Origin of the sequence: Rhizobium sp. OAE497 (genome assembly GCF_040546565.1) — a bacterium.
Lineage (GTDB): Bacteria > Pseudomonadota > Alphaproteobacteria > Rhizobiales > Rhizobiaceae > Rhizobium.
In genome coordinates, this window is sequence record NZ_JBEPOA010000001.1 from 2,407,433 (window position 1) to 2,429,739 (window position 22,307).

20 protein-coding genes are annotated in these 22,307 nt (G+C 58.3%); 13 read left to right on the plus strand and 7 right to left on the minus strand.

Going from position 1 to position 22,307, the window contains the following annotated elements; all coding sequences use genetic code 11:
• Position 1: 1 nt before the first annotated feature.
• The 7 genes from ABIE40_RS12330 (at position 2) to ABIE40_RS12360 (ending at position 9,229) form a co-directional block, all read left to right on the plus strand.
• The gene (locus tag ABIE40_RS12330; protein ID WP_199629247.1) at positions 2 to 970 is read left to right on the plus strand and encodes a PGN_0703 family putative restriction endonuclease; all 969 of its coding nucleotides are present in this window, start codon (positions 2 to 4) and stop codon (positions 968 to 970) included.
• A gap of 50 nt (positions 971 to 1,020) precedes the next feature.
• On the plus strand, positions 1,021 to 1,359 hold the full coding sequence (locus ABIE40_RS12335) for a hypothetical protein (protein WP_199629248.1): 339 nt from the start codon (positions 1,021 to 1,023) through the stop codon (positions 1,357 to 1,359).
• A 15-nt stretch (positions 1,360 to 1,374) separates the two neighbouring features.
• Positions 1,375 to 4,341, plus strand: a complete 2,967-nt coding sequence (locus ABIE40_RS12340) for a site-specific DNA-methyltransferase (RefSeq protein WP_199629249.1) — start codon at positions 1,375 to 1,377, stop codon at positions 4,339 to 4,341.
• A gap of 2 nt (positions 4,342 to 4,343) precedes the next feature.
• Entirely contained in the window at positions 4,344 to 5,156 is an 813-nt protein-coding gene (locus ABIE40_RS12345) for an HNH endonuclease (protein ID WP_199629250.1), read from the plus strand.
• A 46-nt stretch (positions 5,157 to 5,202) separates the two neighbouring features.
• Complete coding sequence (locus ABIE40_RS12350; protein ID WP_199629251.1) at positions 5,203 to 6,030, plus strand: hypothetical protein; 828 nt, start codon at positions 5,203 to 5,205, stop codon at positions 6,028 to 6,030.
• The gene (locus ABIE40_RS12355) at positions 6,027 to 8,120 is read left to right on the plus strand and encodes a 3'-5' exonuclease (protein WP_199629252.1); all 2,094 of its coding nucleotides are present in this window, start codon (positions 6,027 to 6,029) and stop codon (positions 8,118 to 8,120) included. The genes ABIE40_RS12350 and ABIE40_RS12355 overlap by 4 nt, the downstream gene beginning before the upstream one ends.
• Before the next feature lie 359 nt (positions 8,121 to 8,479).
• Positions 8,480 to 9,229 carry a DUF5131 family protein gene (locus ABIE40_RS12360; protein WP_199629253.1) on the plus strand — a complete coding sequence of 250 codons (750 nt, stop codon included), beginning with the start codon at positions 8,480 to 8,482 and terminating at the stop codon, positions 9,227 to 9,229.
• Here the strand turns inward: ABIE40_RS12360 and ABIE40_RS12365 are convergent.
• The 4 genes from ABIE40_RS12365 to ABIE40_RS12380 form a co-directional block, all read right to left on the minus strand.
• Positions 9,184 to 10,098: a three-Cys-motif partner protein TcmP gene (locus ABIE40_RS12365; RefSeq protein ID WP_354541015.1), complete on the minus strand. Its 915-nt coding sequence runs from the start codon at positions 10,096 to 10,098 to the stop codon at positions 9,184 to 9,186. The genes ABIE40_RS12360 and ABIE40_RS12365 overlap by 46 nt on opposite strands.
• Before the next feature lie 222 nt (positions 10,099 to 10,320).
• The gene (locus ABIE40_RS12370) at positions 10,321 to 11,154 is read right to left on the minus strand and encodes a metallophosphoesterase (RefSeq protein WP_199629254.1); all 834 of its coding nucleotides are present in this window, start codon (positions 11,152 to 11,154) and stop codon (positions 10,321 to 10,323) included.
• On the minus strand, positions 11,154 to 12,059 hold the full coding sequence (locus tag ABIE40_RS12375; RefSeq protein ID WP_199629255.1) for a hypothetical protein: 906 nt from the start codon (positions 12,057 to 12,059) through the stop codon (positions 11,154 to 11,156). Before ABIE40_RS12375 ends, ABIE40_RS12370 begins: the two co-directional genes overlap by 1 nt.
• A 68-nt stretch (positions 12,060 to 12,127) precedes the next feature.
• The gene (locus tag ABIE40_RS12380) at positions 12,128 to 14,077 is read right to left on the minus strand and encodes an AAA family ATPase (protein ID WP_199629256.1); all 1,950 of its coding nucleotides are present in this window, start codon (positions 14,075 to 14,077) and stop codon (positions 12,128 to 12,130) included.
• Positions 14,078 to 14,961: 884 nt separating this feature from the next.
• Between ABIE40_RS12380 and ABIE40_RS12385 the strand changes: the two genes are divergently transcribed.
• The 3 genes from ABIE40_RS12385 (at position 14,962) to ABIE40_RS12395 (ending at position 16,640) form a co-directional block, all read left to right on the plus strand.
• A complete protein-coding gene (locus ABIE40_RS12385) occupies positions 14,962 to 15,447 on the plus strand; it encodes a helix-turn-helix domain-containing protein (RefSeq protein ID WP_354541016.1) in 486 nt (161 codons plus the stop codon).
• Positions 15,444 to 16,106 carry a hypothetical protein gene (locus ABIE40_RS12390; RefSeq protein ID WP_199629258.1) on the plus strand — a complete coding sequence of 221 codons (663 nt, stop codon included), beginning with the start codon at positions 15,444 to 15,446 and terminating at the stop codon, positions 16,104 to 16,106. Before ABIE40_RS12385 ends, ABIE40_RS12390 begins: the two co-directional genes overlap by 4 nt.
• A 372-nt stretch (positions 16,107 to 16,478) precedes the next feature.
• Positions 16,479 to 16,640 (plus strand): helix-turn-helix transcriptional regulator, encoded by a 162-nt coding sequence (locus tag ABIE40_RS12395; RefSeq protein ID WP_354541075.1) that lies wholly within the window; start codon positions 16,479 to 16,481, stop codon positions 16,638 to 16,640.
• Positions 16,641 to 16,659: 19 nt separating this feature from the next.
• On the opposite strand, the gene ABIE40_RS12400 is transcribed toward ABIE40_RS12395, so the two are convergent.
• Both ABIE40_RS12400 and ABIE40_RS12405 read right to left on the minus strand, forming a co-directional pair.
• Positions 16,660 to 17,637 carry a hypothetical protein gene (locus ABIE40_RS12400; RefSeq protein ID WP_199629260.1) on the minus strand — a complete coding sequence of 326 codons (978 nt, stop codon included), beginning with the start codon at positions 17,635 to 17,637 and terminating at the stop codon, positions 16,660 to 16,662.
• 22 nt (positions 17,638 to 17,659) lie between these two features.
• Positions 17,660 to 18,976, minus strand: a complete 1,317-nt coding sequence (locus tag ABIE40_RS12405; RefSeq protein WP_199629261.1) for an integrase arm-type DNA-binding domain-containing protein — start codon at positions 18,974 to 18,976, stop codon at positions 17,660 to 17,662.
• 400 nt (positions 18,977 to 19,376) lie between these two features.
• Here ABIE40_RS12405 and ABIE40_RS12410 point away from each other — a divergent pair.
• The 3 genes from ABIE40_RS12410 (at position 19,377) to ABIE40_RS12420 (ending at position 21,497) form a co-directional block, all read left to right on the plus strand.
• Positions 19,377 to 20,566, plus strand: a protein-coding gene (locus ABIE40_RS12410; protein WP_199630049.1) for an IS3 family transposase whose coding sequence is annotated in 2 segments (ribosomal slippage) — positions 19,377 to 19,629 and positions 19,629 to 20,566 — 1,191 coding nt in all. Because the reading frame shifts where the segments join, the coding sequence is not laid out codon by codon here.
• Complete coding sequence (locus ABIE40_RS12415) at positions 20,563 to 21,204, plus strand: HipA domain-containing protein (RefSeq protein ID WP_354541017.1); 642 nt, start codon at positions 20,563 to 20,565, stop codon at positions 21,202 to 21,204. Before ABIE40_RS12410 ends, ABIE40_RS12415 begins: the two co-directional genes overlap by 4 nt.
• Before the next feature lie 17 nt (positions 21,205 to 21,221).
• Positions 21,222 to 21,497, plus strand: a complete 276-nt coding sequence (locus tag ABIE40_RS12420; protein WP_199626848.1) for a helix-turn-helix transcriptional regulator — start codon at positions 21,222 to 21,224, stop codon at positions 21,495 to 21,497.
• Between the two features lie 105 nt (positions 21,498 to 21,602).
• Here the strand turns inward: ABIE40_RS12420 and ABIE40_RS12425 are convergent, their stop codons facing one another.
• Positions 21,603 to 22,277 carry a hypothetical protein gene (locus ABIE40_RS12425; RefSeq protein ID WP_199626849.1) on the minus strand — a complete coding sequence of 225 codons (675 nt, stop codon included), beginning with the start codon at positions 22,275 to 22,277 and terminating at the stop codon, positions 21,603 to 21,605.
• Positions 22,278 to 22,307 lie beyond the last annotated feature (30 nt).

Sequence of the window (22,307 nt, forward strand, 5' to 3'; positions counted from 1 at the left end):
AATGAACAAGTTCACTAAGGCTGAGCGTCAGGGTCAATCTAAATTCTTCGCATACCACGAGCCAGGATTCGGTGGATTCCGTGGTTCGGCCTATCGCCTCGATCCAGCGAGCTTCGAGCGGAATCTGGCACCGTCGATCAGGAACGTCGTCCCTGTGTACTTCGAGCAGAAGGGCATACAGTGGCATACGCACAGCAACCATGGTCTGTCATCGCAGGTTTGCTGTCTGAATTTCCTGGCACCCTTAACTCAAAAGCCGAAAATGCTCGCGGGTCTTGTCCAGGCGGCACTTGGAGGCGACGAGCCGACTATGCTGCCGGTCGAAGAAGGCCCAGATGGCCAATGGTTTGTCGGATTTGAATGGATTGGCGGAGACTATCTCAACGAGGGCGGAAAAAGCGGTACGCGCTCGCGTGGCGCGAACGCGACTTCCGCTGACGCCGTGCTGATGTTTGAGCGCGGCGGCAAACAGGAAACGCTGTTGATCGAGTGGAAGTACACCGAATCCTATGGCGCACGGATCAGTCCGAACGGAAATGCCACGCGCCTGAATCGCTACGAAAACCTCGCGTTCTCTCCGGACGGACCGATCCTTGCTGACCTTGGCCTAGTTTTGGACGATTTTTTCTGGGAGCCGTTCTACCAGCTTCTCCGTCAGCAGATGCTGGCATTTCAGATGGAGAAGGCCCGGGAAAATGGAGCGGATGTCGTGCGCGTGCTGCACCTCTCGCCCACTGGCAATTCGGCCTTGAAAGCGGTCACCGCTCCCAAGCTTCGCGAGTACGGATCGGATTTCGCAGCGGTCTGGCAGAAACTGCTGCAGTTCCCCGACCGGTTCAAGAGCCTTGATATTTCTTCGGCCTTCCAGCCGATCCTGCAGATTGCTGGTGGGACGGAATGGACCGCTTACGTGACATCGCGCTACTCCAACCTCTTATCCGCACCGACGGAGAGCCAGATGCCGACATGAAACAGCTCGAACAGCCACGATCGATCGCAACAATGACCAGGAACTGAAAAATGGCAAACTTCAAGGATGGCGTGATCCGCGACGGCAGCACCATCGGCTCGGGCAAAGCACTAGGCAATCTGAAAAACGGTGTGATCCGGAATGGCTCCACGCCCGGCGCAGGAACCGCGTTTGGCAATGTCAAAGATGGCGTCATTCGCAATGGTTCGACACCTGGCGCAGGAAGCCCTTTGGGCAACGTCAAAGATGGTGTTGTAAGAAATGGATCGACGCTCGGTGCCGGTACAATCAGGGGAAAAGTCTCTGACTTCACCATTAAGGGTATTGAACGCGAGTACGACGCCGAGATCGTCGCCGTCAACCATTTCCTGATTAAGAAATTTCTCTGAAAGAATATCGTCCACATGGCCAAAACCCCGCGCGAAAAAGACGTCTCCACCCTCACCCACGACCAGGCGGTGCGGCTTAACAATCCCACGGCCGAGATGGCGTCGCTCTATGAACAGCAAGTAGAAATGCTGGGCGACGGTGGCCGCGAGATGCGCATTGCTCGCGATCGGCCGCTGGCGCATAGCACGGAACGGGATCGAGACATGGACCGCGATCCGCAGATCATCTGGAACGGCGCGAAGATCAGGATCACGCCGGCGCAGATGAAGAAGCTCGCCGACACGGGCGAGATCGAGATCGGCGACGCCCAGCTCGTCTGGCGCGGCAAGGATCGGCAGGACTGGTCCGATCTCGTGGTCAATGCGCCGCCGCTCTACATCCAGGAAAAGGTGCATCCCAAGGCGATCATCGACGATCTGAAGCGCCGCACCAACAAGGCGCGCGAGGAGAAGTCTGACGCGCCCGACCTGTTCGCCGATTTCAACGGCATTGCCGATCCGGAGGCGCGGGCGGAATTCTACCAGCACACCAAGCACTGGCAGAACCGCATGATCCTCGGCGACTCCCTGCAGGTGATGGCGAGCCTCGCCGAGCGGGAGGAAATGCGCGGCAAGGTGCAGTGCATCTATTTCGACCCACCCTATGGCATCAAGTTCAATTCGAACTGGCAGGTCTCAACGATGAGCCGAGACGTGAAGGACGGCAAGAAGGAGGACGTTTCCCGCGAGCCGGAACAGGTCAAGGCTTTCCGCGATACCTGGAAGGACGGCATCCACTCCTACCTCACCTATCTGCGCGACCGGCTGATGGTGGCGCGCGAACTCTTGACCGAAAGCGGGTCGATCTTCGTGCAGATCGGTGATGAGAATGTCCATCGCGTCCGCGCGGTGATGGACGAGGTGTTCGGGGAGGAGAACGCTGTTGCAACCATCCCATTTGTCAAGACCAGCGGAAAGGGTGGTGCAACCATCGACACGGTCAACGACTACTTGGTTTGGTACGCTAAAAATACCAAAAATCTGAAGTACCGACAGCTTTATCAGCCCCGCACTCAAAAATCTCTTGATCAAGGCTATACGTGGGTTGAGAGCGAGGTCGGTGATCGACGGCGGTTGACGGCAGAAGAACTGCGCTCATCGGAAGTAGAGGGTCGGCGCTTCATAACCGCTCCTTTGAACAGTCAGAGCGGAGGTCAAAACGCGCGGTTTCCGGTGAACATAGAAGGTAAGAGCTTCACCCCGACGGTCGGCTTTTGGAAAACTAATCCCGCAGGAATGGAGCGACTCAGACGTGCCAATCGCCTCGCTCCAGTCAGCAAGACGTTGTCGTATGTCCGCTATGCAGACGACTTCCCCGTCGTTCGCATCAATAACTTCTGGTCTGATACACAGGAGAGCACGTTCGCCGCTCAGAAATTTTACGTTGTCCAGACGTATTCGAAAATTATCGAGCGATGCATCCTGATGACGACTGATCCTGGCGATCTCGTGCTGGACCCTACGTGCGGATCAGGCACGACCGCTTTTGTAGCAGAGGACTGGGCCCGGCGATGGATTTCTATCGACACCTCCCGGGTTGCGTTGGCGCTTGCACGTACGCGGCTGATGAGCGCCCGCTACCCCTACTACCTTCTCGCCGACAGCCGCGAAGGCCGTGCCAAGGAGCAGGAACTTTCCGGCAAAATCGTCGCAGGAGACTCCGGAACGGGAGATATTCGCCAAGGTTTTGTTTTTGAGCGCGCTCCTCGGATTATGTTGAGCTCTGTAGCGCAGAATTCCCAAATCGATGTGATCTGGGAAAACTGGCAGGGCGTGCTGGAGCCTTTGCGCCGGCAACTCAACGAAGCTCTCTCCACCACCTTCGCGGAATGGGACATCCCCCGCGATTTTGACGCCTGGCTCGACAGCAAGGACGGACAGGCCAAGGTGCATTTGGCGACCGCCGCGGTGCGCAAGCTCCATGCCGGCTGGTGGGAGGGCTGGATCGCCCGGCAGAAAGAGATCGACGCCTCGATCGCCCGCGCCGCCGATGTCGAACTGCTCTATGACCGCCCCTATGAGGACAAGACCAAGGTGCGCGTAGCCGGGCCCTTCACCGTCGAGAGCCTGTCGCCGCATCGTGTCGTCGCCGCTCGCGAGGATACGGTTGGCGAAAAACTGGCCGCATCTGGTGCGATCACGTCTCGCGCCTCCACCCCGGCCAACATGCCGGAGGCCGATTTCGGCGAGATGGTCCTGGCGCATCTCCGCAGCGCTGGCGTGCACCAGCAGGCCAAGGCCGACACGATCCACTTCAATTCCATCGAGCCCTGGCCGGGCAACTACATTGCCGCCGAAGGCCGCTATGCCGATGGCGGCGCGGTGGAGAAGCGCGCGGCGATCCTCATCGGTCCGGAATTTGGCACGCTGACCCGCAGCCAGATCACCGCCGCCGCCCGCGAGGCCTCCGACGCCCGCTTCGACGTGCTGATTGCCTGCGCCTTCAATTTTGACGCCCAGGCCACCGACCTCAACCGGCTCGGCCCGCTCGCCATCCTGAAGGCGCGCATGAACCCCGACCTGCACATGGCAGAGGACCTGAAGAACACTGGCAAGGGCAACCTCTTCGTCGTCTTCGGCGAGCCGGATGTCGAAATCCTCGACGCTCCCGGCGGCGAGATCATGGTCAAGGTCCACGGCGTCGATGTCTTCGACCCCTCCACCGGTCAAATCCGCTCCGACGACGTCAAGGGCATCGCCGCTTGGTTCATCGACACCGATTACGACGAGGAAAGTTTCTTCGTCCGCCACGCCTACTTCCTCGGCGCGAACGACCCCTACAAGTCGCTAAAGACGGCGCTGAAGGCGGAGATCGATCCGGATGCGTGGGAGACGCTGTATGCGGATACGTCACGGCCATTTGCGCGGCCGAGCACGGGGCGGATCGCGGTAAAGGTGATCAATCACTTCGGGGATGAGGTGTTGAAGGTGTTTGGGGTTTAGGGATGGCCGAACCTATGCTGCCGTTTGAAGACCTGCGGATAGAGCTTCCCGATTATGTGAAAGAGGATGGCTCTGTCGCCTCCCAGCCATTCTCGAAATCCAGCCATACGCTTTTTCGCCGCGAAACTCTCAAAAGCGATGGCGATGGCGTCGGTCTACGCACGGATTATTTCAAGCAACATCTGGTGGCGATTTTCGAGAAGATCGGTCGTCCGGTCCCCTATCGTTTCACGGATCGTCTCGGACGCAATCGCTCCATGGATGGCGGCTGCCTGAAGTTTGTCGGGCCTGATGGCCAGGACATCGCCGAGTTCGTGGAGTCGGGCGGATACATCGTCGCAGTCACCCCGAAACCAGCGCTTGTCGCACAATATGGCACGACCAGCCCGGCGGCGACTGATATCGAGCAATTGGAGAAAGACGGCAGTCTCAGCGTGACGGAGCGCAAACAGCTCATAGATGCTCGACTTGGCCAAGGCACCTTCCGAAAGCAAGTGCTGGCATCTTGGCAAGACCGATGTGCGGTAACATCTTGCGATCTCTCCGTCGTTCTCAGAGCTTCGCACATCCTTCCGTGGCGGGATGCAGACAATGCCGAAAGGCTGGACCCAGAAAATGGCTTGCCGCTGATTGCAACGCTTGACGCGTTGTTTGATGGCGGCTTGATCTCTTTCTCCGACGACGGGCAGCTAGTTTGCAGCTCTAGCTTGAAGGAATACCCTGACCTCGTGTCCCCAGGCTTGAAACTGTCGAGGTCCCCGAGTCCTAAGATGCGAACCTATCTCGACCGGCATCGCCGGCAATATGGATTTTGATGATGGGCATCGCTGGAAAATCTAACATGCCATGGTCGGAACAGCGATGAGCAATGCTCCCTACAACGGATATTCCTGGCAGCAGCGAGCACGCATCATTCCCGCCTATCGCAAGCTAACGGGAAAGCATGCGCCGTTCGAAGGTGAGGCCTGCGCCATGTGTAGCGATCCGAACCGACCGCCAGGAGAATGGCATTCGGAGGACTATTCCGAACCTTTCAGCTTCCAGCCGCCGCAATCATTCCCGCTGTGCAAACCCTGCCACACGCGGCTCCACAAGCGCTTCAAAGCCCCACGTGGTGAATGGCAACTCTTCTGCCACCATCTCGAAGCTGGTGGCTATGGCGCGGAGTTCGTAAAGCTCCATGATCTTGCCGAGCGGCGAGCACTGTGCGAACGGGTCGCATCCGGTGCTCCTATTGTATTCGCCCGCATTCGGCCGAAAGAGCCCGGGCCACACTGGTGGCAGAATCTGACTCTCGATCCGGAATCTCTCTCAGCACCCTGGGCTCGACCACGCCCGTTGCGGCCCAGACCGGATCACGACGCGTTCCTGGGAGCTTTCAAGGCTGTCGATCTCTCGGATCGCGAAATCACGTTGCTTCGCATTCATGCTGCATCGCCGCGTCGCACGGCAACAATGCGAACCCTTGCCCGTGAAGGACTGGCAAGCGATAGCTATCAGGCAGCTAACAGCGCTTATGGCGGACTTGCGAGAAGGTTGACGTCGCTTCTCGATTGGGAACCCGACTTGCGCGAGGATAAATCGCCTTTCTGGATGAGCGTCCTGGCCGAAGGCTGGACTCCTCCCGGACGCGAATTCGAATTGACAATGGTGCCATCGGCAGCGATGGCGGTGAGCGAGTTAAAATGACCACGATCCTTGCCGACAGCTTCACTGCGTCCCTCGCGAAACTCACGAATGACGAACAGAAACAGGTGAAGCTGACGGCGTTCGACCTGCAGACTGATCCCGACCGTCCGGGCCTGCAGTTCCACCGAATCGATGCGTCAAAGGACCCGAATTTCTGGTCAGTTCGAGTCAATCGCGATTTGCGGATCATCATCCACAAAACAGGCGACAGCGTCATGCTCGCCTATGTGGATCACCACGACGACGCCTACAAATGGGCAGAACGACGGCGAATCGAGACCCATCCGCGCACAGGCGCGCTTCAGATTGTCGAGGTTCGGGAGCGGGTCGAGGAAATCGTGATCCAGCCGGCGCCGGCACAACAGCCAGAGTTGCCGTTCCTCGTTCCGGTCGCTCCGTCGGTTTCTGCCCTGCCGCTGTTTTCGAAATTGTCCTCCGACGACGCACTGTCTATCGGGGTCCCCGAGGACTGGATCAGGGATGTTCTCGGCGCAAGCGAAGACAGATTCTTCGCGCTCGCCGGTCACTTACCGCAGGAAGCCGCCGAGGCCTTGCTGGAATATGCCGCAACGGGCGTCCTAAGTAAGCCGGCGCCGGTTGCCGCCGATCCTTATAGCCATCCTGATGCGCAACGGCGCTTCCGTATCCTAGAAGGGCATGAGGAACTGGCCGCCGCGCTCGACCAGCCGTTCGAAAAATGGGCGGTGTTCCTTCATCCCTCGCAACGGGTTTTGGTGGACCGGGACTACGCTGGACCGGTGCGTGTGGTCGGCTCGGCCGGCACTGGAAAGACCGTGGTCGCCTTGCATCGTGTCGCTCGCATTCTGCGCAACGAGCCGCAGGCGAAGGTGCTGCTGACAACTTTCTCGGAGCCGCTTGCCACCGCGCTGAAGCGCAAGCTTGGCGTGCTCCTTGCCGACACCCCCTCTCTCGCCGACAGGGTGACCATATCGTCCTTCGAGCAAGCGGCAGCTGACCTGTTCGCGCTCATGACAGGTCGGAGGGCCTATCTGGTCAGTCGCGAAAAACTGAGGGCGCTTATCAACGACGCGGCGAATGCGGCCAACGCGATGAGGTATACTCCTCAGTTTCTCAATTCCGAATGGGAGCACGTGATCGACGCTTGGCAGATCGACAGCGCCGAAAGCTATGCAACAGTACCGCGAATGGGGCGTAAGAACCGCCTTGGCTCGAAGCAGCGCGAAGAGCTCTGGACGGTCTTTGCGGGGGTCCGCAAGCTTTTGCGAACAAAAGCCCTTTTGACCTCTGCCGACCTGTCCACCGTGGTCACCAACCACTATAGGGACCGCGCCGAAAAGCCCTACACGCATGTAGTCGTCGATGAAGCCCAGGACCTCGGCGTTTCCGAATTGCGGTTCCTGAACGCCATCGTGCCCAACCGACCGGACTCGCTTTTTTTCGCCGGGGATATCGGCCAGCGCATCTTCCAACAGCCATTCTCTTGGAAGGGCCTGGGTATTGACGTGCGTGGGCGGTCGTTCACGCTCAAGGTCAACTATCGCACCTCGCATCAGATAAGAAGGATGGCGGATCGGCTGCTTCCCGAAAGCGTCCGAGACTTCGACGGTGAGGAGGATCAGCGCAAGGGAACTGTGTCTGTCTTCGATGGTGTCGAGCCGGTTATCGTCGTTGCACCAACAACGGAAAAGGAGGCCACAGCTGCGTCGCAATTCCTTCGCAACCTCTTGGAACAGGGAATACCAGCCAACGAAATCGGCATCTTCTGTCGATCAAACGATCAAATCGCTCGTGCATCGAAGGTCGCCGAACTGGCTGCCGTCGCGACAGTTTCATCGCTTGCCGGGCGAGGCCCGGAAGAGGCACTGCTCATCGGTACGATGCATCTCGCAAAAGGATTGGAGTTCCGTGCTGTCCTGATCGTCGCATGCGATGAAGGTATCCTGCCGCTGGCGGCGCGGGTCAACGACGTCGCCGACGAGTTCGAGCTGGACGAAGTCGTAGCGACAGAGCGACAATTGCTCTACGTCGCCGCAACCCGTGCCCGGGACCATCTTTTTATTTCCGCGGTCGCCCCCGGCTCAGAGTTCATAGAGGATTTAATTAACTAGCTCCTTCTGGATCGAAGGAAATTTCCCTTGCCCTTCGACAGATCGTAGAGTGAATGTCGCAGTTCTGGAATCCATCTCCCGGGCGGGGAGCGGCATCGACACGCCCAACAGATCAAGCTGAGCCTCTCCGGCTCTCGAGCCGAGTTAAGGTGGCGACCAGAACAACGGGGCGAGGAACTTCTCCGCGGCTTATGATCCCTCGGACATCACGCATCCGGTATGACCCATTTTGCGTGATCTAAAAAAGCCGAGCAGGCGCGAGACGACCAAGTCAGCGTGCCGCTTTGGCGGCAGAAAAGGCAGCATATTAGGGATTTTTTTACCAAACATGGTACAATGGCGGCAATTTGGAGCTACTGATGGCCGACACTACCATTGAATGGACGGATGCGACCTGGAACCCAGTAGCGGGCTGCTCTATCATGAGTGCCGGTTGCACCAACTGCTATGCCATGCGCATGGCCGCTCGCCTTGAAGCCATGGGGGTGAACAAGTATCGCGGCCTAACACGCAAATCAGGCGGCCGTGCGAAATGGACCGGCACGCTCGTTCTCGACGAAACGGCTTTGCAGGTCCCGATGGGCTGGTCACGGCCTCGGAACGTCTTCGTTAATTCTATGTCGGACCTCTTCCACCCGAACGTTCCGGTCGACTTCATCAGCAAGGTCTGGTCGGTGATGGCGCAGACCCCTCGCCACACATACCAGATACTTACCAAGCGGCCGGACAGAATGGCCGCTGTTCTCCAAAGCGGGTTCAGCGTTCTACCAAATGTCTGGCTAGGCGCGAGCGTCGAGGATGGCGCGGTAATCCACCGTCTGGACGAGCTGCGTGAAGTCCCGGCGGCGATCCGGTTCGTGTCCTTCGAACCACTGATCGGCTCCGTGGCGAGCGGTAGGTTGGAAGGCATCCACTGGGCAATTGTCGGAGGCGAGTCAGGCCCGAACGCGCGACCGATGGACCCCGCCTGGATCGATGAAATCTTTGACCTATGTACCGATTCCGACACGGCTTTCTTCTTCAAGCAATGGGGAGGCTTCAACAAAAAGAAGGCCGGACGATCTTATCGTGGTCGTACGTGGGACGAGATGCCGGCGTCGATTATGTGACGCGCGAACCGGTTAGCCAATTCAATAGCTTTTGGCGATGGATTTGACGCTGCAAAGAAAAGCGAAAACCGTTGTGGTCTACGTTGCGGCGGCAATGGAAAAGGATCGGCGACCAAAGGGAAAATCGTCTCGAGCCGCCGCTTAACGTACGCTTCAAGGCCTGCGACGTCTGCGTTTCGCTGACGTTCTTCCGGCGCATCGAGCTCACCGAGAAGGTCGGTGGACGGAGGAACCGGACTGTAAAGCTCAGCCTCCCATTCGTCGGTACCGAGCATATTGGTCAACGCTTTGCGTTTGGTTGCGTCGACAGCACTTATATTCCGCGCGGCCTGTCGGTAAAGCCCCGAGAGAGGAAACAGGAACCAGAGATCGATTGCCTTGGTCCGGGCAATTGCCTGCAATGTTTCCCAGGCGACTTCCATCCCATAGGGATCGAGGAACATGATGGCTCTGCGGGAGGACCAGCTTACTCGGTTGATATTCTCTTGGATAAAGGTGTTCGCATCTCCGTTCAGGACATGGATGTCCCGATCGGGGTGTGACGATTTGAGCCCTTCCAACGCGGTGCAGTGCGCCTGCTTCCGATCCATGAATATCAGGCGGTCGAACTTAGGCTCGATGTCCAGGGCAATTTTGGCCGAACCTCTCCGGCTTTCGACGCGCTCAGGGACGGGCTCGTCAAAAAGGTCACCATCCTTGGCCTCGATTCTAACTGTTCGCGAACCTGTTCCAGCGAAAGCGTCGATATACCAAAGTGAGTTGAACTTTCGCCGCAGAGCAATGGAATACGCCTTGAGATATTTCTCAACAATTTCGAGCTTTATTTCAGTATGCTGCCCACCAAACTCGTGATCGTTCAATGACATCATCTGGGCCCCGGAACGTTCGCTTCGATTCGCTCGTACTATAGTACAGGTTGTTCACCATTCTTTGCCGGTTTCCTTATGATTGATGCTGCCGCCGCCTACGAAATTTTCACCAAGGCGCGTCTCAGACTATCCTATGAAACCTTCATCGACGAGAGCGCAGCATCGGCAGCGATGCCACAGTGACTGCACCGCAGCGCGGGTTTTCCGAGGTCGTCGAGCTCCCTAGGTCGGACCTCCGCGCTCGCGCTTCAAGACGTCGTCGGGAAGCTCGTCACCGGAGCTATTATCAGTACCGATCTGGACGGTGAAAGCCGGGTCGAAGCCAGTTTTCTCCCCCGGGTAGCCCTGAGGGTTGGACACCACCCTGCAAGCGTCGAGCATATAATCGTTGTGATGGTGTACGTGACCATGCACCCAGAGTGCGGGGCCTGTCTCGAAAATCAAGTCCTCCATATCAGACGCGTAGGACGCCGAAATGGGGTCTGCCCGAAATTGAGGTGCTATCGAACGCGGAGACGGCGCGTGGTGAGTGACGACAACGACCTTCTGACCGCGCCTCTTCCGTAGCTCGTTCGCGATGAAGTCTCTTGTCTCGACGTGTATCCTGTAGGAATGCGTCGGCTTGAACTTCACATACGGGGTCTTTGAATGTTTGATCTTCTTGTAATCGTTCATGTCATGAGCGGCGTAGGCCATCGCGACTTCAGGCTTGAACCCGAAGAGATGAAAGTCGGACCACAGCGTTCCCCCGACGAACGTAATCCCGTCTATGTCGACTTGGCCGTTCTCAAGATAGTGAAGATTTGGATACTCGGAAACCGCCTTGGCCTCGGCTATGCCCTCCACGATGGACCGGTTGTAGTATTCGTGATTGCCTGCGACGAAGATCACAGGAATTCTCCGGGAAAGGCGTTCGCCCAACCATCTCAAGCTGGGGACTACGCCTTTCGTCAACACGTCCCCCGCGCATATTGCGACGTCCGCGTCAGATGGAGGATCGACATCGAAGCGGGAGCCAAATTCCAGGTGAAGGTCGGAAAAAATCCATAGCTTCATTAGCACCTCCAGAGATGAGGGTATTTCGGTAGGTAACGCTCGGCGAACGCCATTCGCATACTTATCGCCAAAGGGTCGAACCTTAACCCAAGGCCGCGCTGTGACTCGGTGGGAGAAAGCCATCCATCCGCTAACCGCCAGTTTGTTTCGAAAATGCCGTCCAAAATGTGCTCACTCCAAAACTGAAGCGATTTGAGTGCATCGTGCCTGTTCCTGGATATGCCCGGCGCGCTATGGGCCAGCTCCAGCCACTCAACGATTTGCTCCTCGCGTATTTCCGCGTGCTGCTTGATCTTCTCTGCGATACCTTCGGGCACCGTAGCGACCGCTAGATCGCGGGCGCGAAGGAAGCGGCGGTCGCTCGTGAAATCCAGTCCCCACTCTTTCGGATTGTCCCTCCAAAGCACCGTCTCCGCGACTGCCGTCCAGCTCCCTCCTAGAATCAAGCCGAGGCTCTGAAACGCCGGGAACGCCTCGTCCGCGAGGTAACCCGGGCCACATCCGTGCGCGGCGCGAACGTTCGCGGGCGCAAGTCCAGCCGCGATGGGACGACTCCGTGCACCGGGAAAATGGCGGAACCCGATGTAGCCGGATTGAGCCGCGACCCAGACCACCAGGGTCGCGACGTCGTCCCAGCGCGGGGTGACCTCTGGCAGCTTGGGTTCCGCGACGGGGATCGCCCCTGTGCCATTGTCGATTGCGCACCCGAGCTTGACCAGGAGTTCGCACGCTGTCTCGTAGGCACCTATGTGGAGATGCTCCCAGTTGCCTGCCGGATCACGTGGCAATGCATTCGAGATGAACTCCACAACGAAAGCCAGCCATGACGGAACGCCTGGCTTTGCTTGTTTGATGGAACTCACACCTATTCGGCGGCCGAGCGGCTGGAAGCCGATCTCCTCCAATGCCTCTCCCAGCGAACCGGGCGCAGGTTTTCTGATAATCGTTGATGGCGACTTAGATTTCCTTGACATCACATGGCCACCCTTCGTTCTGTCTTGGCAAGACTGACAGTTGGCCGACGATGATTGCGAATGATCTCGACAGCCTCGGCTCCAGAGATTTGGTCGACATCGACGAGCCGGGTTACCAACGCCTCGTGCGCAGCCCGCTGCATACGAATGATAGACTTTGCGCGTTCCAGCTCCTTGGCGAGGACGTTGTGTATCTCCCGACGAAGCTCAGGACTGGAGGATCGCATTTTGGCGAGGGCGTCTGGACTGAACTTCTCGACCGCCAGCGTATGTCCCATCCCGAAAGCGCCCTCCATGGCCGTCGCAAGCTCAGTTGCTCGATTGAGATCGGCTGCATCGTCGCCGGCAGCTCCTTGAGAAAACGAACCGAGGACCTCGATCTCCGCGGCGATGCCACCCAAACAGACGGCGATCGCGTTCTCAAAGAAGGACTTTGAGCGGGGACGGTCCACATCGACATCGTATTCGACGCACCCAAGCGCCCGGTATTCGCCTTCCACCCGCCAGCGCGAAATTCTGATGTCGGAGACCTTCGCGTAGCCAACCTCATGACTTACAAGCGCGTGCCCCGCTTCATGGACAGCCAATGAGTGCACATACGCCTCAGGAAGTTTGATAAGTGGTCGAAGGTGACGGATGATGTGATCCACGCTCAGCATTTCTGACTGCCGTCGCGCTGCCCGTCTGGCATCGCGCACAAGGCGCTCGATATCCGCACCGGTCAGCCCTTCTGTCGCCATATCGAACAACTCGAAGTCGGCGGAACACAAGGTCAAGCCGGAATGAAGTCTGAGAATGAACCTCCGCGAGGTTGCGTCCGGCAACGGGACAGTGATGTGTCGATCCAATCGGCCTGACCTTTTAACCGCCGAATCCAAAAGGTCGGGGTAGTTGCAAGCTCCCACGACGACCACCCCCTCACGGCGTTCGAACCCGTCGAGCAACTGAAGCAACGCCGTGATGACTGAACGCATATAGGCGCTGTTGCGATCCCGCTCACTGCGCGCGCCAAAGACATCGATTTCGTCGATGAACAGGATTGACGGAGCCCTTTCCTTGGCCTCGGCAAACGACGCCCGCATTGCCTTCAGGTGCTCGTCGAGTGCACCCGCCTCTTGCCATCGCGAAGCCGACCCGTAGATGAGCGGAACCGCACAGGTGTTGGCCAGCGCAGTGGCGAACATGGTTTTGCCGACGCCCGGCGGTCCCGAAATCAAGACTCCGTTGTCGACATTGCTCCATGGGATGATGCCCGCTTTGAAGTCTGAGATATCCTTCGCAAGGTCGTATCCCCACTCAATGAGGCCGCCATACCCATGCATCTCTGCAAGTGTCGGACCGGCAGCCAATGGCGGCCCCTCGGCTTGCGGCTCCCCTGGCGGGATGACTTTTGGAAGACTTCGCAGACGCTGTATCGCTTGCAATGGGTGGCGGCGGTCTTGGAAGGCCCTGCTTAAACGGGACCATGGCTCCGTCAGCAGAAGCTCAACGGTCTCGTCATTGATCGGTAGTCCGGCTCTCCTCAACGCGGCCTCGGCATGTCTAATCAAGCGAGGGCCAAGCGGCACGATTGCATCCGAAAGCAACCGATCGTCCTCTTGAATTTGGTAGGACGGCGACGCAAACAGTATTGCCCGCTCGTCACGAAGCGCCTCCGCCTCGTGGCGAAAATTCTTGTCGGTCCATTGCAAGACGTTCCCGTGAAACCTCTGGCCATCCCAGATTTGGGAAGCGAAGAACCGCGCGGCTTCCGCGAATAGCGGGTAATAGAAATCGTCCGTCGTGACCAATGTCACGATCGCCTTGGTGCCGATCCTGTTCCATGAGCGAAGCGCGCCCGCAACGGTGCAGTAGGCCATGAACACAGGCAACGTCACGGGCAAAGCGTTTTCATCCAGCTTCAACCGCCATGGCACGCGAAGTCGTTTGCCGGATTGCTTGAACGGCATCGAAGTCTCCTAGTTGAGTGAGTGGCAGGTCGTTTCTAGTGGTCCCGGACCGATGAAATCCCGGGTATCGCTTCCAGCGGTTCGTAAGTACCCAACCTGTACCAACGTGACAGCGTGCGCGCCAAACGGCGGCTGGGATCGACGTAAAAGACTTCGCTCGTGAAGGCGCGTCGGTTGTCATCGATCTTCGGGTGGCCGAACGCGTTGCCCACAAGGCATGGCGCGGCTCGAGTAGCGTACGACCAGGAAGTCATCACCGCAGTGGGACGGTCTGGGAGCCACCCTTTCGCTAAGGCCTCAAGATCGTCCGCGAGACTGCGCAGTCGTTCAATCGTGTTCGCCGCAGTCGACCATTTCCACCGCGATTCAAGCGAGTCGAATTCCATCATTGTCCTCCAATCGGTTCGAGAAAACCGGGCTCGATCCGCCTTGGCTCATCGAGAACCTCGCAGGTGCAGCCGACAGCGACCTCGTTGCCTCTAGCCATCCTCAACCATATCCCAAGGCATCCTCGGCGCGACGACGCGCAATCGTCCAGCTCGGCGTAAACGGCCGTGGCGGGGGCCATTAGCGCTCCGCCCTGTCGCTCGAAGTCGGCGAGACGCGTGGCGTTGATGGGACTCGTTCCGTCCAAGGAGAAAGAGCGAGAAATCGAATCATCGTACTGCATCATGAGCCTTCCGAGTCTTGACCTCTTTTTGCAAGTCATAAGGACTCTTATAGACTCCGTATGAGATATTAAAAGACCTCAAACGGTATCATTTGACATTTTTTTTGGGGGCCGGTTTGTCGAGCGGATGAGGATAGCTGCCCCACCGGACGCCCTCCGCGTCGCTCGCGCACTGATGAACCTGTCGCAGCGCGCCGCTGCGGAGGCAGCTGGCGTGCCTCAAAGATATCTGACTGTTGTCGAGACCTCCTACTCGCGGATAGGCACAAATCTCGAACTGGTCGATTTCTATTCCGCCGCCGGCATCGAACTCCTCGGTGATTTCTCCATCGGCAAGGAAGTCGCCCGCGCCGGGGCCAGATGGTCGGGACCGAGTTCGCGAGATGTCGGCAAGGCCGAAAAGACGAGGTTTCACGCCGAGGAGACGCGCGTGTCGTTCCGGGCCGCCCGTGCTCTTCTGAACAAAGGGCAGGACGAGATCGCCGGATTGGCCGGGCTGAGCCGCGCCACCGTCAAAAGCCTGGAACTCGGAAAGGCTTGGGAGGAGTCGCACCGAGCGCTTCTGACGTTCTACGAAAACGTCGGCATCGAATTCCTCGGCTGGGGCGATCCGGTTGCCAACCTTTATTTCGGCATCGGCGTCCGCTGGTCTTCCGGTCCGCCGGAACCGGTATCTTCGTCTACGTCGGCCCCGTCATGATCGATTGCGATGAGGAAAAAAAACGCCACGTCGCTTCGGTCGGTTATGTCGCGCCGGACGCGCTACGAGCGGCCCGGGCTCTCTTGGGGCTCACCCAGCCCCAATTGGCGGCGTCCGTGGGGATGTGCCGCAAATCGGTGGCGGCGTGCGAGTCGGGATTCGGCGCGACGTTGAAGTTGACTGCCGCGCTCCGGAACTATTACCACCGGGCGGGCATCGAATTCGTCGGGACATTTGACCAGAACACCGGCACCATGCGCGGGTCAGGTGCATGCTGGAAATTAAGAGACGTGTTCACGAGCTTCGCGCCGTCCTTACCTCACGATGTGAATTTTTCTGCCGCGCGGGCGCTCTTGGGGTTCACGGAAAGCTACGTAGCGAAAAAATCGTTCCTGACGTCAAGACAGGTGGGAAATCTCGAACGTGGAGGGGCCTCCACCAGGAAGAGCCACGATGACCTCCGCGATTTCTACGTAGGCAAGGGAGTGGAGTTTCTGAGCTTCAGATCGGGACGGGTCTCGTATATCGGCCTCGGGGTCCGCCTTGCGTGTCTGGAAATCCCGCTACTGCCACATCATTGGGCGAACCGGGAATCGTCCTGGGACCGGGCCAACGCCAACGTGGTTTCTGCATTTCGTGGGGGCTTTTCGACGCATTAACTGCCGTTTTTGATTCCGCGCCGGAGCTGTGTTTTCCTCTTTCGGTATCCTGAACCGACGCCGAAAGTAACAGCCATGGCCAAGCGGCCTCCCACCAGACCCGAAAACCCTCGGGCGATTTCCGATCCACACGGCGTCTCCCCCGAGCGGGACGGCGGCGAGACAGCGCAGCATCCCCCGCCGGAGCACCGACCCGCTGCGGAAGAAGCGGTTGTTCCCCGATGCCCGAAAACGCCCTGCCAGTCGAGCCGTTCTGCCGAAAACCGCGCACCCCTTTCGGCCGGCGGGGACGTCGAGAACGCGAAACGTTCGCGCCGCCGGGTGCCGGACAAACGGAGATTGATAGCAAGGGACCCGCGTGGCTTCTTCAGCATGAAGGAGACCTGCGATATCACCTCCCTGTCCAGGAGCCAGATCATGCGAATGGTCGAAAGGGGCACATTCCCGGAGTATCGCCTATTGACGGACGATCCGAACGGCCGCAAGGGCTTCCGGGTGTTAGAAGTGCTCAAGTGGCTGGCCGACAGAGGTTGACGCCGAGTGGAGCCGCCCCCTATCCTGGCTGGATGCCGGCCTCGTCGAGCGCGAGAAAAAGCTCGTGCGCTCCCGCCACCAGCCCCGAGACGATTTCGTCGAGCTGCGACGAGAACAGCTTGCCTGGCTTTTCCGTCCACTGCCGCTGCCACGGAACGCCGTAAAACGGACTGTAGGCGGTGAGCCTTAACAAACCTGTGGGGACGTTTTGAGTCTCGACCCAAGTCGGTGGCACATAGTCTTCCAGCCGGCCGCTGTCGAGAACAAAGCGGCCGTGGCCGATGTACCTCATCTTCGTCCGCCTGCTCGTTTCCACGACCGCAAGACCGATCGACACACCGAGGACGGAGACGACGGTCGGGCGGAGCGGACGCCACGAGGGCGAAAAGCCGCTTTTCCCCGGCACCGCCGCTTCCGTCTCGGTATCGATGGTTGCCCGGATGAAGCCCTTGGTCGCTGCCGCGATCGCGACGCGGTAGCCGTTTGTCGGGGCTTCGAGCCTTTTGAACAGGTCGCTGGTGAACCGCAGGCATTTTTCGAGGCCGTCTTTCGAGCAGGCGATGTCGATCAGCCGTTGTGTCGTGGGATTGAGATAATGTCTGTGCCGATCCGGATGGGAGTTGCGAAGAGCCTTTGCAGCGGGCTTGACGAGCTCGTGTAGCCGCCTGCTGTCTTGGAAATCCACGAAGGTAGGAGGTCCCTGCGGTTGCGGTTCGGACCGCCAGGCGCGGCCGTTCTCTGCGGAGTCTCCTGGTTTCCAGCCATCCGCCACGCCACGTGACGCCGGCGGCAACGGGGGCGGGGGGCCGGCGACGCCGACCGCCTTTTTCCTCCAATAGCCGCGCCCTGGATGCGGTATTTCCAGGGCGCGACATATATGGCCGAAATATTCTCCCGAGATGCCCAAGGTAGCTCCCGCCTTTTTGCCCGGCATCGACCAAGCCAGATCGTACAGTTCACGCCTGGAGATGAGTTGGGCGTCCCTATGCTTCGTCATGCCTGCCTCCCGTGGCGCTCGCTTATTCGTCAGTGTGCGGATCGTCTGCCCGGAAACCGGCGGCGGAACCGTCGAGAACCAGCAGCAGCCTGTCGGTGAACTGCCGCATCGCCTTCCGGCAAGGCGCGATGAAACGGTCCTGGTTGTAGTCCCGCTTCTTGCGGTGCCCGTTGATGTAGTCCGCGACCACATCCGGAACGCCGAGTTTTGACAGCGCCGTTTGGACGACCCGCCGCAGGTCGTGCAGCCAAAAACTGTCCATCACCGATCCGGGCACGAGTTTGCCGAATTCCTGCTCCACCCGCGCGCGGAATTCGTCCAAGTCGTATCCGGTGTAGGGTGTTTCGCCGTTCGTCACGCTGAAAATGCAGTCCCCCCAGCCCTGCGGCTGTCCCCGCCGCAGTTCCTGCAGCAGCGCGATAGCCTCGTCGGTGAGTACGACATAGAGGTCAAGGAGCTCATCACCGTGTTTCACCCGTTCCTTCGGGATGGTCCAAAGCTTGTTCCCGATGTCGATTTCCGACCAGCGGATGCCCTTGGCCTCGTTCCCGCGCCGCCCGCCGGTCAACAGGACCAGCCTGTAGAGCGGCCCGTCCGGATAGGCCATTGCCGTCGCCGCCCTCCAGTACGCCCGCAACTCGGCAACGTCGAGTGTCCTCGTTCTTACCCCCCTTTCCAGTTCCATCGAGCCCGGGGTGACATCGGCGACCGGGTTGCCCGTCACGTTGCCCGGCAGACCGTAGCCTTCGTACCGGGCAGGTCCGTTCGCCCACCCGAAGAACCCTCTGATCAGCTCGAGGGCCTGCAATGCCCGGCCGGGTACGCCCCTGTCCCGGATGTTGTCGATCAGCACGCCGACGTCGGCTTTGGTGACGTCCGCGAGCGCCTTGTCGATCCAGCCGTTGCGGTCTGCGTCGAGGAATTCCGATTCGAGAGCGACGCCGTCCACCCGGGCATGGCGGTTACGCTTTTTGTTCGGCAGCCAGGCGATGTAGTCCGTCAGCGCCGAACGGAACGTCCTCCGTTGGTCGACGGCCGCCTCCCGCTCAAGCCGCTTGGCCTCCTCCCTCGGGTCCAGCCCGCGGTAGATCATCGCGTTCCATTCGGCGGCCACCTCGCGGGCGCGCTCCAGCGTCGTTTCCGGAAACCGGCCGATCCTGAGGCGGCTTGGGTCTCTTTCCCCGGGACACCGGACCACCAAAATGAAAACCTTGTCGCGTCGGCCGACCCGCATCACCAGGTTCGGCGTTTTTCCATCGCGCCACTCGTGGCGCGTTTCGCCCTTTTCGAGGCGAAACTTCTCGATCCGTTCGGTCTCCAAAGCGCGTGCTCTGGTCATGGCTGCACTCCTCGCCGGGTCAACGCTTGGTCAACGAAGTGTCTGCCGAAGGGATTTTCGGCGTCGGACGAGGAAACCTCCCGACGCCGTCGAACGCAACGATTTCAAGAGGTTCGAACCGCATGGTGACCATGGGCAACATTGCCCCAGGCTGTTCAAGCGCCTCATAACCGCTTGGTTGGGGGTTCGAGTCCCTCCGGGCCCACCATTTCGTTTAAAATCAACAACTTAGATTTGGGATTTTCTCGGGGAGACATCCAAGGGGAACATTCATTTGTTCAATCCGGCATATCTCGTGAAGTCGCGGTGCGGCGTATTTTATCTCCGCTGGCCTCTACTGACCTGCCACTGAGAATTTCCTCCAGAATGGATTAGAGTTCGGCCCATTGAGGACGGACTTATGAAGAAGCAGCGATTTACGGAAGAGCAGATCATTGCAGTGTTGAAGGAGCAGGAAGCCGGAGCGAAAGCGGCTGATCTTTGCCGTAGGCACGGGATTTCCGAGGCGACCTTTTATAACTGGAAAGCCAAATATGGCGGCATGGAAGTGTCTGAGGCCAAGCGTCTCAAGGCTCTGGAGGACGAGAATGCCAAGCTGAAGAAGCTGCTTGCCGAACAGATGCTGGATACAGCCGCACTCCGCGAGCTTCTTTCAAAAAAATGGTAGGGCCTGCCGCCAAGCGTGACGCTGTCGCGCACCTGAAGGCCATCATGGGTCTTTCGGAACGGCGGGCCTGCCAGATCATATCCGCAGATCGAAAGACGATCCGTTATCGATCCTCTCGGCCGCCTGAGGTCGAGTTGCGAGCGAAGCTGCGCGATCTAGCCAACGAGCGACGACGGTTCGGCTACCGACGGCTGTTCATTCTGCTCCGGCGAGACGGAGAGCCTTCCGGGGTCAATCGCATCTATCGGCTCTATCGCGAGGAAGGTCTTTCCGTGCGCAAACGGAAAGCCAGGCGGCGTGCCGTCGGCACGCGTGCGCCGATCCTCGTCGAAGCAAAGGCCAATGCCCGCTGGTCTCTGGATTTCGTCCACGATCAATTCGCCTGCGGCAGGCGCTTCCGCATCCTCAATGTAGTCGACGATGTCACGCGCGAATGCCTGGCGGCGATCCCGGACACATCGATATCAGGTCGCCGTGTCGCGCGAGAACTGACGACGCTTATCGAGCGACGAGGTAAGCCTGGCATGATTGTCTCAGACAACGGGACCGAACTGACCTCGAATGCCATCCTTGCTTGGTCGAAGGATCACAAGGTCGAGTGGCACTACATCGCGCCGGGAAGACCGATGCAAAATGGCTATGTCGAGAGCTTCAACGGCCGCATGCGCGACGAGCTGCTCAACGAGAGCCTGTTCTTCGGGCTCGATCATGCCCGCAGCGCCATCGCAGAATGGGCCGACGATTATAACAATTTCCGGCCGCACTCATCGCTCGGATACCAAACCCCGGCGGACTATGCCGGGATCATCGCCGCAACCGGCTCCAACGCTACGCAATATGGAAGCTTCGCGTTTCCGCCGGTTGCTAACACACCGCCATTTGGCGTATCAAAAACCGCCGAGGCTCTAATCGCAGCCGGATGAAACTTCAGTGGCAGGTCAGTCTGAATGTCAGCGAACCTTCGACCTATGCCGAAGGCGTCTTGATCATTCCTCGTTTTGACCGGAAGAAGAGAGAAGGCGGCGGAACCGTCCGACTGGGGCAGGAAAGCCTCGTGTCCGCGGTCGGCGTCGCCGATTTCGGCCATGTCGGCACGCATGAGGCCTATATCGATGTTCTGCGCCGATATTCGGCCGATCCTTTCGCGGACATTGTCGAATACCTGAAGCGCGATATCGCCAACCTGGCACTCGGGAACCCCGATAATCACGGTCGAAATTCCGCATTGAGCAAACACCAGGACGGCACGATCCACCTGTCCCCACTCTTTGATTTCGCGCCAATGCGGCTCGCCAAGGAGGGAATTGTTCGCTCCACCCGGTGGGCCATGATGCGAGACGGAGGTCGCGACCATCTTCCGGATTGGAAGCGTATTTGCACTGAACTGATGCACGACTCTGATGAGCAGAGGGCTCTAGCAGCTACGCTTGCCATATTTGCCGAATGCCTGCGCCAGGCTCCGGCAATCGCGAAAGAAATGGGAGCGTCTCCGGATATTCTGGATCGAGCAATGGGGCGCTGTGTCGCGATAGCGGACAGCGTTCTGGCCGCGTGTCAATGATGGCAAAGGATCACTAAATGGCTCGATGGAAGAAGCCTACGAAAGAGGAGATACTTGAAAATCGGCGAACACTTGCGGAGCGTGCGCGAAACGGAGACTTACGGCTGCCTGAAGCAGTTGTTGAAATCCGCAAAGGATTCGGCATGACGCAGGAAGAGTTTGCCAAAACGCTGTCGCTTACCAGGCGACAAGTTGCGGAGATCGAAGCTGGCACGGCAAACCCGACGCTGGAAACATTATTCAAAATAGGCCGAATTTTTGGATTTACTGTCGGTTTTATAACAAGGGAGTAATTAAACAGACTTAAGTATGATCATTAAGTAAAACACAAAAACTACAAACAGCTTCCGAACGCGACCACCTAATATTGACGTCGAATACACGCAATTGGATATTTTCTAATCCGACGAATGCATCTCGACTAGAGATGACACAGTTTCAAACAAATTTTCGAGCGTGACATCATTGTTTTCAACAATAACATGATGAGCGCCCTTGAATTTCTCCTCAAATCTACCGAAGATATTCCCGAGCCATTCTCTCGTAGCGAATTCCTTCGATGAGCAGCGTTGAAGTAAGGTATCGAATTCAGATTTTATGTATATTTTTATTCGCCTGCCGCTCAAAAAATCGATCTGACTCTCCAGGTCAAGAGCATCAATAATGTGCTGCTTGTATTCAGCTGCTGACATGAGTTTCTCGTCAAAGAACTTGCGCCCATATACCAACGGTACAGCCAATGGATCTTGGTCAAGGATTACGATCTTTTTGAGATCGGCCCTGCGTAGAAATGAGGAGTATTTCTCCAGAAACCACCTCTGGCTTTCAGCCGGCGCAGCCATTTCACCCAACAGGGCGCTATCGAGATGTTCGTTGCTCTTATAATCCTCCACATAAACACTGTACTTGTGCGCCATTTCGCGAAGTAAGGCGCTAGCTATCGCTGATTTTCCGCTACCGGGAGGCCCAAACAATACCACTACCAGGCGTTCACCTTCTAGTTTTGATTGCGTCCGCAAACGACTAAGGCAAAGTTCTTCCATATTCGCTATGTCTAGGTCGATGTCGAGCAATTCAGAAATCTCCAGATAGCAGATTAGCCA